Source organism: Pseudomonas sp. NPDC087336, from assembly GCF_044744285.1.
Classification (GTDB): Bacteria; Pseudomonadota; Gammaproteobacteria; order Pseudomonadales; family Pseudomonadaceae; genus Aquipseudomonas.
Window position 1 is genome coordinate 25,606 of sequence record NZ_JBIUYA010000044.1, and the last position, 10,967, is coordinate 36,572.

Consider the following 10,967-nt stretch of genomic DNA (forward strand, 5'->3'; position numbering starts at 1 on the left):
ATTTTATGACCAACCCAAACAACTGTGGGAGCGGGCTTGCCCGCGAAGGGGCCCGTCATGACACTGCACATTTTATGGAATAAACCATGCTCCAACTGATCCTCGGCGGTGCCCGCTCTGGGAAAAGTCGCCTGGCGGAAAAACTCGCCAGCGACAGCGGTCTGGCCGTGACCTACATCGCCACCAGCCAACCGCTGGACGGCGAAATGAACGAGCGCGTCGCCCATCACCGCGCCCGCCGTCCAGCCGAATGGGCGTTGATCGAAGAGCCCGTGGAACTGGCCCGCGTCCTGCGCGAAAACGCACGGGCCGACGGCTGCCTGCTGGTGGATTGCCTGACGCTGTGGATGACCAACCTGCTGATGCTCGATGACAGCGAGCGTTTGACCGCTGAACGCGAAGCCTTGCTCGAATGCCTGGCGTCGTTGCCGGGTGAAATCATTTTTGTCAGCAACGAGACCGGAATGGGTGTCGTGCCGCTGGGCGAATTGACTCGCCGCTATGTCGATGAAGCCGGTTGGCTGCATCAAGCCCTGGCCGAGCGTTGTCAGCGTGTCGTCCTGACCGTCGCCGGCCTGCCCCTGACTTTGAAAGGAACTGCGTTATGACCTCATCCTGGTGGCTGAACCCGTGCCAACCGATCGACGCCCAGGCTGTCGAGCAGGCACAAGCCCGTCAACAGCAGCTGACCAAGCCGGCCGGCTCCCTCGGCCAGCTTGAGTCGGTGGCGGTGCAACTGGCCGGACTCCAGGGGCAGGTCAAGCCGAGTCTTGCGCGGGTGTCGATCGTGATTTTTGCCGGTGACCATGGTGTGGTGGCCGAGGGCGTGTCGGCCTATCCCCAGGAAGTCACCGGGCAGATGCTGCACAACTTCGTCAGCGGCGGTGCGGCGATCAGCGTGTTGGCGCGGCAGTTGGACGCCTCTCTGGAGGTGGTCGATCTGGGCACCATCACCCCATCGTTGAACCTGGCAGGTGTGCGACACCTGAACATCGGCCCCGGCACGGCGAATTTTGCCCAGGGGCCGGCGATGACCGTGGCGCAAGGCGAACGTGCCTTGCAGGCCGGTCGCGACAGCGTGCAGCGGGCCATCGCGACGGGCGCGCAACTGTTCATCGGTGGCGAAATGGGCATCGGCAACACCACGGCGGCCAGCGCCCTGGCCTGTGCCTTGCTGGATTGCCCGGTGGCGCACCTGACCGGGCCGGGTACGGGGCTGGATGCGACGGGTGTCAGTCATAAAGCGCAGGTGATCGAACGCGCGTTGGTACTGCACCGCGCTCAGCGTGGCGATGCGCTGCAGACCCTGTTCAATCTCGGTGGGTTTGAAGTCGCGGCGCTGGTCGGCGCCTACCTGGCGTGCGCCCAGCAAGGCGTTGTGGTGTTGGTGGACGGGTTCATCTGCAGCGTCGCGGCGTTGGTAGCGGTGCGCTTGAATCCGTCGTGCCGGCCATGGCTGTTGTTCGCTCATCGCGGCGCCGAGCCGGGGCATCGTCATGTGCTGGAAACCCTGAAGGCCGAACCCTTGCTGGACCTCGGTTTGCGCCTGGGCGAGGGCAGTGGCGCTGCGTTGGCCGTGCCATTGCTGCGTCTGGCCTGCGACCTGCACGGGCAGATGGCGACGTTCGTCGAAGCGGCGGTGGCGGATCGCCCGGAATGATCCTGCATCTGGATCTGTTGCGTCACGGAGAAACCGAACTCGGCGGTGGCTTGCGCGGCAGCCTCGACGACGCGCTGACGGACAAGGGCTGGGCGCAGATGCGCCAAGCGGTGGCGGAGCAAGGGCCCTGGGATCGCCTGGTCAGTTCGCCATTGCAGCGCTGTGCGCGCTTCGCCGAAGAACTGGCGGCGCAATCAGGGCTGCCGATCGAGCTGGACAAAAACCTGCAGGAACTGCACTTCGGAGCCTGGGAAGGGCAGAGCGCCGTGGCCTTGATGGAAACCGACGCCCAGGCCCTGGGATTGTTCTGGGCTGATCCTTATTCGTTCACCCCGCCTCAAGGGGAACCGGTCGCGGACTTTTCCGCGCGGGTGCTGGCGGCAGTGGCGCGCTTGCATGCGCAGTACGCCGGCGAACGCGTGCTGCTGGTCAGCCATGGCGGGGTCATGCGCCTGTTGCTGGCTCACGCCCGTGGCTTGCCGCGCGAGCAGCTGCTCAATGTCGAAGTGGCTCATGGCGCGCTGTTCTCGCTGTCGGTCGAGCCCGGTGGCGTCTTGAAGGAAGTGCGCTGAACATGTTGCCATTCTGGATCGCCCTGCAATTTCTCAGCAGCCTGCCGATTCGTCTGCCGGGCATGCCGACGCCCGAGGAGCTGGGGCGCTCGCTGCTGTTTTATCCGCTGGTGGGCGTGCTGTTCGGCGGCATTTTGTGGGGGCTGAGCGGGCTGTTGCTGGGGGCACCATTGTTGCTCCATGGGGCACTGTTGCTGACGGCGTGGGTGCTGCTCAGCGGCGCGCTGCACCTGGACGGCCTGGCCGACAGCGCCGACGCCTGGCTGGGCGGATTCGGTGACCGCGAGCGCACGCTGACGATCATGAAGGATCCGCGCAGCGGGCCGATTGCCGTGGTCACGCTGGTGCTGGTGTTGCTGCTGAAATTTACCGCGCTGGTCGCGCTGATCGAACAGCAGCAGGCATTGGCCCTGATCATCGTTCCCTTGATCAGCCGCAGTGCGTTGCTGGGGCTGTTCCTGACCACGCCCTATGTGCGTCCCGGCGGTTTGGGCCAGGCCCTGGCCGATCATCTTCCGCGATCGGCGGGCAGGCAGGTGTTGGCGGGCAGTGCCTTGCTGTGCGTGCTGATCACTGGCCTCAACGGTGTTTGGGCGCTGCTGCTGGCGGCGCTGATGTTTGTCTGGCTGAGGCAGGTGATGCTGCGCCGATTGGGCGGCACGACAGGCGACACGGCAGGGGCGTTGCTGGAATTGCTGGAAGTTGCGATCCTCGCAGGACTTGCACTTATCTAACCACGGGTATATACACGCACCATGCTCGACTCCCAATGTTTATGCATCAACCTGCGTCGCGCCGCCCGTGGCGTCAGCAGGCATTACGACGGCGCTCTCGATGGCTTCGGGATCAACGTTGCCCAGTATTCTTTGCTGTGCAATCTGCAGCGCCTGGATCAACCGAGTATTTCCACCCTCGCCGAGGCCATGGGCCTGGATCGCAGCACTCTGGGGCGCAATTTGCGGGTGCTGGAAGGTGAAGGCCTGGTGACGCTGGTCGAGGGTGAAGACATGCGCAATCGCATCGTCCTGTTGACCGAGGCGGGCGCCGAGCGCCTGAAAGCCGCCTTGCCGGCCTGGGAAGCGGCGCAACAGCGATTGATCGATCGCCTGGGCGCGGAAAAGCGTGAGACCTTACTGAAATTGCTGGACGAACTGGCCTGAGGTCAGTTTTTTCGGTATTAAGCGGGTATATACCCGCGCTTGGAGAACAAAAATGACCTCGATGTGGCGTACGTGCGGTTGGGTTTTGCTGGGAAGTGCGCTGATCCTGGCGTTGTCCCTGGGGGTGCGACACGGCTTCGGGCTGTTCCTGGCGCCGATGAGCGCCGAGTTCGGCTGGGGGCGTGAGGTCTTCGCCTTCGCCATCGCCCTCCAGAACCTGATCTGGGGCCTGGCGCAACCCTTCACCGGTGCCTTGGCCGACCGCTTTGGCGCGGCGAAAGTGGTGCTGGTCGGCGGTGTCCTGTACGCGGCGGGATTGGTATGCATGGGGCTTTCCGACTCGGCGGTGACCTTGTCCCTGAGTGCTGGCCTGCTGATAGGGATCGGCCTGTCCGGCACGTCCTTCTCGGTGATCCTGGGCGTGGTCGGCCGCGCGGTGCCGCCGGAAAAACGCAGCATGGGCATGGGTATCGCCAGTGCCGCCGGGTCGTTTGGCCAGTTCGCCATGTTGCCCGGCACGCTCGGGTTGATTGGCTGGCTCGGCTGGTCAGCGGCGTTGCTGGCGCTGGGATTGCTGGTGGCGCTGATCGTGCCGCTGGTGGGCATGCTCAAGGACAAGCCGCTGCCGGTCATGGGCCACGAACAGACCCTTTCTGAAGCATTGCACGAGGCCTGTTCCCATTCGGGATTCTGGCTGCTGGCGTTCGGTTTTTTTGTCTGTGGCTTCCAGGTGGTGTTCATTGGCGTGCACCTGCCGGCGTACCTGGTGGATCAGCACCTGCCGGCGACGGTGGGCACCACGGTGCTGGCGCTGATCGGCCTGTTCAACATCTTCGGCACCTATACCGCCGGCTGGCTCGGCGGGCGCATGTCTAAACCGCGTTTGTTGACCGGCCTGTACCTGCTGCGCGCCGTGGTGATCGCGCTGTTCCTGTGGGCGCCGGTGACGACCACCAGCGCCTACTTGTTCGGCATGGCCATGGGGTTCCTGTGGTTGTCGACCGTTCCCTTGACCAACGGCACAGTGGCCACCTTGTTCGGCGTACGAAACCTGTCCATGCTCGGTGGGATTGTTTTCCTGTTTCACCAGCTCGGGTCGTTTCTCGGTGGCTGGCTGGGCGGGGTGGTGTATGACCGGACCGGGAGCTACGACTTGATCTGGCAGGTGGCAATTCTTTTGAGCCTGATGGCTGCAGCCTTGAACTGGCCCGTGCGTGAGCGGCCGGTGGCGCGTCTGCAAACCCAGATGAGTGCGACATGAACAGCCTCTGGCCGCGGGTCTTGATCATCGCTGCCTGCGCCTTGCTGCTGGCCGTGGCTTGGTGGGGCTGGCATCAGGGAGGCCTGGCGTTGATGCAGTTGGGCATGGGTGCGTGTTAGAAGGCGCAGTGCAGAAACGACGCTTGCTAGCAGCAAGTGAGGGCGAGTAACTTCAATCTCACACCAATTCTCAAGGAAGCACCGATATGCTGATGCGCTTGCTGGCTGTTCCCGCATTACTGGTAGCGTTTACCGGATTGGCCCAGGCAGCAGAGTGTCCGGCGTTGCTGCAAGGCTCGTTGCCCAAGTTGCGTGCCAATGAATCCATCGATCTGTGCCAGCGTTTCGCCGGCAAACCGCTGGTGGTGGTCAATACCGCCAGCTTCTGTGGGTTTGCCCCGCAGTTCAAAAGCCTTGAGGCGCTCAATCAGCGATACAAGGCGCAGGGGCTGGAAGTGATCGGTGTGCCGTCCAATGACTTCAAGCAGGAGTCCAAGGACGGCGCCGAAACAGCCAAGGTCTGCTACGTGAACTACGGCGTGACCTTCACCATGACCGAGCCGCAGAAAGTCCGTGGTGACGATGCAACGCACCTGTTCAAGGTGCTCGCCACACAGAGCAGCGCGCCGAAGTGGAATTTCTACAAGTACGTGGTCGATCGCCAAGGCAAGGTGGTTGCCAGTTTCTCCAGCCTGACCAAGCCCGATGATCCTGAGTTCATTGAGGCGGTGGAGAAGGCCCTGGCTTCGCCACCATTGGCATCCACTCCCTGATCGACGCTCATTACCGAGCATAACGCAACTCCTACAGGTATTGCGTTATCGGGTTGAAATGAAAAAGCCCCGCCTCTGTGCCAGAGAGCGGGGCTTTTTTTGATTCAGGCGGCGAGTCTTTCAGGCTCGCCGACGGTTATCAGAAGCGGTAGGTAGCACCGACCCCGAAACCGTTTGCCCAGTTTTCATACTTGGAGCTATAGGCCTGGCGGCCGTTGTTATTGTTGACCTTCACCGACTCTTCACGCAGGTACGAATACGCAACGTCGATGGTCAGGTCGTCGGTCGGGCTCCAGCCGGCGCCCAGGCTGAAGATCGTGCGATCGCCCGTCGGGATGCGTGGGGAGCGGTTTTCGTTGTTGGTTGGCGACTGGTCAACCGAAAGGCCGGTACGCAGTACCCACTGCTTGTTCAACTGGTAGGAGGCGCCGATGGCGTGAGCCCAGGTGTCGTGCCAGTTCTGCTCTTCGGTGATGGTGCCAAAGCCGCGTGCGGCCAAGGCGGCAGGAACGCCCTCGTTCTCGACGGAGATTTCTTTCAGGCGGCTCCAGCGAGTCCAGGTGCTGCCTGCGTAGAGAGTCCACTGGTCGTCCAGCTGGTGAGTGACCGAGAAGTCCACCGACTCAGGCGTTGTGATGTCCAGCGAAGCGTCGAACTTCTGGTTCGGGTTCTGGCCCAGTGCCGCGAGCAGGCCGTAGTTGACCTTGGTGTCACCTTCGAGCTTGTACTTCACTTTCGAGTGGTAGGTCAGGCCAAGGCGCGTGCTTTCGAGGGCTTGAACCATGATACCGATGTTGTAGCCGACAGCGGTGTCGTCACCTTTGATCTTGACGTCGCCGTCCGCTGCCAGCGGGTTCAGCGACAGGTTCGATTCCAGCTTGCCGTCGATGCGGTTGATGGTCGGACCGAAGCCGATCGACACCTTGTCGTTGAAGGCGTAGCTGACGGTTGGTTGCAGGGTCACGATTGTGACTTCGCTCTTGGTGCCGAAGTATCGGCCGGCGAAGCCGTTTTCGTAGTCGGTCACCAGGCCGAATGGAGCGTAGACGCCGAAACCGACTGCCCACTGGTCATCGAGTGGCTTGACGTAGTAGCCCATGGGCACGCCCATGAAAGGGACCATGTCACCTTTGTTGGTGCCGCCATTTGGGCGGGAGCTGGCATCACTGATGTCAGCGTGTGCGTCAATGAATGCAACGCCACCGGTCACTTGTTCGCGCTTGAGGCGAGACATGCCGGCAGGGTTGCCAAAAACGGTGGATGCGTCGTCGGCAGCAGAAGATCGCCCGGCAAAACCTGTCCCCATCCCGCTGATGCTTTGTTCGTTGAGGGCAAAACCACTGGCGAAGAGTTGCGTGGATGCCAAGGCAGCGGCGAGGCTAATGGTGGTTTTGAGCATTACTTTTTTCATTATTAGAACTCCTGGTGATCACCGGGGCGAAAATTACCAACATTTTCGTCCCAGCGCCATAGGCTGTAATGCTTGATTTAGAGCGGTTTTGTAGGACAATCCGACCAGATTCGCTGCCAGTTCCGCGATCTTTGGATCCAGGGATTTCAGCAGGCGACCAGGTTCATCGGTGCAACACAGGTTTGCCAGGCGCAGGTGAAGTCTCTCAGGCGTCCCTGGGGCTGGAAAGTCTGGCGCCAGATGCGGGCCATGCCCAGCAGGTCGTCTGCTTCGGGGAGGGGGGTGTTCTGTTCTTCGACCAGCAGCCAGGCGATGGCGGTGGCGTAACGCAGGTTGACGGTCAATTCCAGGTGCGGGCCGCTGAGGAATGCATGTTGGCTGGCCAGGCCTCGGACCAGGCTTGCGCGTTCCGGATCGAGTGCCAGGTAATGGTCCCAGAGTGCCTGGTGGCGGGGTTCGGCGATTCGGTACAGGCCGTGTCCACGGCGGTCATGCAGGGCGGAACCAAGGGCTGACTGGCTGGCGGCGATGCCTAGCAGCAGGGATTCGGCGGTTGCGCTATGGCGTCCAAGGTAGATCAAGGTCGGACGGATCACAAAGCGGCACAGTTCGCTGGCAGCGATACCCATAAAACCCTCGATACATCAAATTGGCGACGAACCTGAAAGGCTTTGGCAGCGGTGAATCGACTCAGGCTCGTCGGAAGCGGAACAGGGCCGCTTGAGTTGAAGTCTAGTGTCATATTCACCGCGTAAAGGACTGTTTTTAAAATATTTCCGCCGGCGAGTTATAAACCTTATATCTATCCGTGCTTAGTCATCGTGAAACGTCGGGCAACAAAAAGCCCCGCTTTTCGGGCGGGGCTCTTGAGTATTTCAGCCTTGCGGGCGTTTCAGGCGACCAGGGCCTGACGCGTACGCTCGATCACCGCCTGCAGCGGTTCGGCGCTGGAGTATTGGTCGGGGTACAGGCGTTCGCTGTGACGGGCGATGCCGTGTTCGTTGACCAGGGTGAAGCTGAAGCAGCCTTTGCGAGCGGCCATGATCAGGCAGTTCATCGGTGCAAAAGCGTTGGTAAGGGTGCGGATAGCATCCTGGGTGTGGATTTGAGTAGACATAGTCATTGGGTGTTCCTACAAGCGACACGGATAAGAGCCGTGCAAAATTAAAACGTTCCAGTAACGACGACCACCGTTGGTCGAACGAAGAACCCGACTGGAACAAAGCAGCCAGTTTGAAGCGCTGATAATTGGCGCGCTTGGGCTGGCAGGTAGGTACTTAGGAGGGCAGGCAACACATCAAGGGCAAAGGTTCTGGGCCCGGGGTGAAGATCCTGATCAATTTGCAGGCTGGTTCGGTCAGAGTAAGCGAGCCTGGCAACACCCTTTGCTTTCGATTCAAAGGCTGTGTTGGCGCAAGATTTACCTGGAAACCATCGAGGTGGCCGATCCCGCTTGTTCGGTAGCGGCTTCCTGTGGGAAGGCTGCGCCGGGGGGATTTGTTCGACCAGAATTGACTTTCAGCTTGGTACTAACGCCGCGGATACTAACGGATTGAACAGGCAAAGGGAAGGGCGCCGGCAAAAAATCCTGGATGTTCGCTTGGCAGCTGCTTTCGCTGGCTGCTGGACGAGGCCTGGAAACTGTTCGGTCATCGCGCGCAATCCGACCGGCGGTCATCGCTAAAAGCTGGCTGGGGCGTGGTTTGCCGGGGGGTTATCCCCAGCAATCAAGAAAAATGCACCGAAAAAATGCAGTGATATAACCGTCCCGAAGGTAGTTGTGCACATTAGTTGCGCGGACTGTCACCGCGCTGTCATCCAGCCTTCAAGCGCAGTGGGTGCCTGTAACCAAAATTTAAGTCAATGAAAAACATCGCTTTTTTTAACTGGTGAAAAAATCGTCAGTTTGACTGCAGGCCCCATTCCATAAGCCTTTGCGCGAGTTCAATGACGGTTGTCCACTGAGTTATCCACAGCTTCTGTGGATTGTCCCGAGCGCTTGCTCTAGGACGGGCGTGCCGGGTTTTTTTCGGCTTTACCTGTAAGAAAAAGAGAGTAGAGTGACGCGCCTTGCGATCTGCCCACAGTGCTTTATGAAGTTTCGTACACCACCTCCTTCCTCCTCCGACAAATCGTCCACGGTTGCCTCTCCCAAGCGCTTTTCGATGCGGGTGGCCGAGTGGTTGCTGGACAGCCCGCGCCTGGGCGAAAACCCCAACGTCAAACACATTGCCGGCCGTTTGCTCAAGCAGCCGGCCCGTGAAGGCGTCGTCGCTGCACAGAGCCGGCTGGGGCAACTGATGTGCCGTGAATGCGGCAATGCCCGGGATCGCCGGATTGGCCAGGATCTCTTGCGTCAGGCCGCGCGGGCAGGGGACCTGCGTGCGCAGCAGGAACTGGGTTTGCTCGAAGACTGAGCTGTCCAAGACCTGACGCCTTGGTTAACCTTCAGGCTTTATTTCAATGGCAGGAGTGGCTATGGCTATGGACTTGACCAGCGCATTGCTGGGGCTGGCGGGCGCGGCGCTGCCGTTGCTGGTGTTGGCCTGGCAACTGCAGCGCCGGGCTAGCACCGCTCAGGCCCAGGCGTCGGTGCTGGAAGAGCGCCTGGCCACGGCTAATCTGGCGCAGGATGGCTTGAATGCGCAGCTCGAGGCCTGTCGCGATGAAATCGCTGATCTCGGTCAGGCCAATGCCGCCAAACAGGCGGACCTTGCCGCCGTGCGCCGTGAGGTCGAGTTGCTGCAAATCGAGCGTGATGATGCCCGCGATGCTGCCCACGCCTGGAACATTGAACGCGCCGGCAAAGAAGCCGAACTGCGCCGCCTCGACGCCCAGGCCGCGTCCCTCAACGCCGAGCTTCGTGAGCAACAGGAAAGCCATCAGCAGCGCCTCAACGACCTGCAGGGCTCGCGAGACGAGTTGCGTGCGCAGTTCGCCGAGCTGGCGGGGAAAATCTTCGATGAGCGCGAGCAGCGTTTTGCCGAAACCAGCCAGCAGCGCCTGGGGCAATTGCTCGATCCATTGAAGGAGCGCATCCAGTCGTTTGAAAAACGCGTCGAGGAAAGTTATCAGGCCGAAGCCCGGGAGCGCTTTTCCCTGGCCAAGGAACTGGAGCGCCTGCAACAGCTCAACCTGCGCCTGAGCGACGAAGCCACCAACCTGACCCGCGCCTTGAAAGGACAGAAGACCCAGGGCAACTGGGGCGAGTTGATTCTGGAGCGCGTGCTTGAACATGCGGGGCTTGAGAAGGGGCGCGAGTACCAGACCCAGGTCAATCTCAAGGGCCCCGACGGCGAGCGTTTCCAGCCCGATGTGATCATCTATCTGCCGGGCGACAAGCAGGTGGTGGTCGATTCCAAGGTCAGCCTGACGGCCTATCAGCAGTACGTGGCGGCCGAAGACGACGCCATCGGCCAGATCGCCATCAAGCAGCACGTGCTGTCGCTGCGCAATCACGTCAAGGGCCTGGCCGGCAAGGACTATAAACGTCTCGACGGCTTGCACAGCCTGGACTTCGTCTTGTTGTTCGTGCCGATCGAAGCGGCGTTTTCCGCCGCGTTGCAGGCTGAGCCCACACTGTTCCAGGAAGCCTTCGACCGCAACATCGTGATCGTCAGCCCGACCACGTTGCTGGCGACCCTGCGTGTCATCGACAGCCTGTGGAAGCAGGAGCGGCAAAGCCAGAACGCCCGGGAGATCGCCGAGCGGGCCGGCTGGCTGTACGACAAGTTCGTGCTGTTCATCCAGGATCTGGACGAAGTCGGCAATCGCTTGCAGCAACTGGACAAGGCCTACAGCTCGGCGCGCAACAAGCTGACAGAAGGACGCGGCAACCTGGTCAGCCGCAGCGAGCAGCTCAAGTTACTGGGCGCTCGGGCGAGCAAGAGCTTGCCGGCGGATCTGCTGGAGCGGGCGATGACGGATGTGGACGGGTTGGTCGAGTTACCGGAATAGGCCAAAAAGCATCGCGGGCGAGCCCGCTCCCACAGGATTGATGATCGTTCCCATGCTTTGCGTGGGAACGCATTCCGTAACGCTCCGCGTCACCCCTGCACCTGACTCAAGCCTTGCGTCGAAAGCGGAACGCGGAGCGTCCCTGGCGGCATTCCCACGCGGAGCATGGGAACG

13 protein-coding genes are annotated in these 10,967 nt (G+C 61.1%); 10 read left to right on the forward strand and 3 right to left on the reverse strand.

Annotated elements, in window-relative coordinates; genetic code table 11:
• The first annotated feature begins 86 nt into the window (after positions 1–86).
• The 8 genes from cobU (at position 87) to ACIO0C_RS28760 (ending at position 5,425) form a co-directional block, all read left to right on the forward strand.
• Positions 87–608 (forward strand): bifunctional adenosylcobinamide kinase/adenosylcobinamide-phosphate guanylyltransferase, encoded by a 522-nt coding sequence (cobU, locus tag ACIO0C_RS28725; RefSeq protein ID WP_401317496.1) that lies wholly within the window; start codon positions 87–89, stop codon positions 606–608.
• Entirely contained in the window at positions 605–1,660 is a 1,056-nt protein-coding gene (cobT, locus tag ACIO0C_RS28730) for a nicotinate-nucleotide--dimethylbenzimidazole phosphoribosyltransferase (protein ID WP_401317499.1), read from the forward strand. The genes cobU and cobT overlap by 4 nt, the downstream gene beginning before the upstream one ends.
• On the forward strand, positions 1,657–2,232 hold the full coding sequence (gene cobC, locus ACIO0C_RS28735; RefSeq protein WP_401317501.1) for an alpha-ribazole phosphatase family protein: 576 nt from the start codon (positions 1,657–1,659) through the stop codon (positions 2,230–2,232). Before cobT ends, cobC begins: the two co-directional genes overlap by 4 nt.
• Positions 2,233–2,234: 2 nt before the next feature.
• On the forward strand, positions 2,235–2,966 hold the full coding sequence (locus ACIO0C_RS28740) for an adenosylcobinamide-GDP ribazoletransferase (protein ID WP_401317503.1): 732 nt from the start codon (positions 2,235–2,237) through the stop codon (positions 2,964–2,966).
• A 21-nt stretch (positions 2,967–2,987) separates the two neighbouring features.
• Complete coding sequence (locus tag ACIO0C_RS28745) at positions 2,988–3,392, forward strand: MarR family winged helix-turn-helix transcriptional regulator (RefSeq protein WP_095963918.1); 405 nt, start codon at positions 2,988–2,990, stop codon at positions 3,390–3,392.
• Positions 3,393–3,444: 52 nt separating this feature from the next.
• Positions 3,445–4,653 carry an MFS transporter gene (locus ACIO0C_RS28750; protein ID WP_401317507.1) on the forward strand — a complete coding sequence of 403 codons (1,209 nt, stop codon included), beginning with the start codon at positions 3,445–3,447 and terminating at the stop codon, positions 4,651–4,653.
• Complete coding sequence (locus ACIO0C_RS28755; RefSeq protein WP_401317509.1) at positions 4,650–4,772, forward strand: hypothetical protein; 123 nt, start codon at positions 4,650–4,652, stop codon at positions 4,770–4,772. The genes ACIO0C_RS28750 and ACIO0C_RS28755 overlap by 4 nt, the downstream gene beginning before the upstream one ends.
• An 86-nt stretch (positions 4,773–4,858) precedes the next feature.
• Positions 4,859–5,425: a glutathione peroxidase gene (locus tag ACIO0C_RS28760; protein WP_401317511.1), complete on the forward strand. Its 567-nt coding sequence runs from the start codon at positions 4,859–4,861 to the stop codon at positions 5,423–5,425.
• Positions 5,426–5,564: 139 nt separating this feature from the next.
• On the opposite strand, the gene ACIO0C_RS28765 is transcribed toward ACIO0C_RS28760, so the two are convergent.
• The 3 genes from ACIO0C_RS28765 to ACIO0C_RS28775 form a co-directional block, all read right to left on the reverse strand.
• Complete coding sequence (locus ACIO0C_RS28765; RefSeq protein WP_401317513.1) at positions 5,565–6,836, reverse strand: OmpP1/FadL family transporter; 1,272 nt, start codon at positions 6,834–6,836, stop codon at positions 5,565–5,567.
• A gap of 146 nt (positions 6,837–6,982) precedes the next feature.
• The gene (locus ACIO0C_RS28770; RefSeq protein ID WP_008065248.1) at positions 6,983–7,465 is read right to left on the reverse strand and encodes a hypothetical protein; all 483 of its coding nucleotides are present in this window, start codon (positions 7,463–7,465) and stop codon (positions 6,983–6,985) included.
• 263 nt (positions 7,466–7,728) lie between these two features.
• Positions 7,729–7,953: a hypothetical protein gene (locus ACIO0C_RS28775; protein ID WP_007898912.1), complete on the reverse strand. Its 225-nt coding sequence runs from the start codon at positions 7,951–7,953 to the stop codon at positions 7,729–7,731.
• Between the two features lie 976 nt (positions 7,954–8,929).
• Here ACIO0C_RS28775 and ACIO0C_RS28780 point away from each other — a divergent pair.
• Together ACIO0C_RS28780 and rmuC are read left to right on the forward strand one after the other, a co-directional pair.
• On the forward strand, positions 8,930–9,253 hold the full coding sequence (locus ACIO0C_RS28780) for a sel1 repeat family protein (RefSeq protein WP_401317515.1): 324 nt from the start codon (positions 8,930–8,932) through the stop codon (positions 9,251–9,253).
• 175 nt (positions 9,254–9,428) lie between these two features.
• Positions 9,429–10,793: a DNA recombination protein RmuC gene (gene rmuC, locus ACIO0C_RS28785; RefSeq protein ID WP_401317522.1), complete on the forward strand. Its 1,365-nt coding sequence runs from the start codon at positions 9,429–9,431 to the stop codon at positions 10,791–10,793.
• Positions 10,794–10,967 lie beyond the last annotated feature (174 nt).

Excerpts from the sequence above, each read along its gene's own strand:
- cobU (WP_401317496.1), top strand. The coding sequence starts at position 87 with ATGCTCCAACTGATCCTCGGCGGTGCCCGCTCTGGGAAAAGTCGCCTG.
- cobT (WP_401317499.1), top strand. The coding sequence starts at position 605 with ATGACCTCATCCTGGTGGCTGAACCCGTGCCAACCGATCGACGCCCAG.
- cobC (WP_401317501.1), top strand. The coding sequence starts at position 1,657 with ATGATCCTGCATCTGGATCTGTTGCGTCACGGAGAAACCGAACTCGGC.
- ACIO0C_RS28740 (WP_401317503.1), top strand. The coding sequence starts at position 2,235 with ATGTTGCCATTCTGGATCGCCCTGCAATTTCTCAGCAGCCTGCCGATT.
- ACIO0C_RS28745 (WP_095963918.1), top strand. The coding sequence starts at position 2,988 with ATGCTCGACTCCCAATGTTTATGCATCAACCTGCGTCGCGCCGCCCGT.
- ACIO0C_RS28750 (WP_401317507.1), top strand. The coding sequence starts at position 3,445 with ATGACCTCGATGTGGCGTACGTGCGGTTGGGTTTTGCTGGGAAGTGCG.
- ACIO0C_RS28755 (WP_401317509.1), top strand. The coding sequence starts at position 4,650 with ATGAACAGCCTCTGGCCGCGGGTCTTGATCATCGCTGCCTGCGCCTTG.
- ACIO0C_RS28760 (WP_401317511.1), top strand. The coding sequence starts at position 4,859 with ATGCTGATGCGCTTGCTGGCTGTTCCCGCATTACTGGTAGCGTTTACC.
- ACIO0C_RS28765 (WP_401317513.1), bottom strand. The coding sequence starts at position 6,836 with ATGAAAAAAGTAATGCTCAAAACCACCATTAGCCTCGCCGCTGCCTTG.
- ACIO0C_RS28770 (WP_008065248.1), bottom strand. The coding sequence starts at position 7,465 with ATGGGTATCGCTGCCAGCGAACTGTGCCGCTTTGTGATCCGTCCGACC.
- ACIO0C_RS28775 (WP_007898912.1), bottom strand. The coding sequence starts at position 7,953 with ATGTCTACTCAAATCCACACCCAGGATGCTATCCGCACCCTTACCAAC.
- ACIO0C_RS28780 (WP_401317515.1), top strand. The coding sequence starts at position 8,930 with ATGAAGTTTCGTACACCACCTCCTTCCTCCTCCGACAAATCGTCCACG.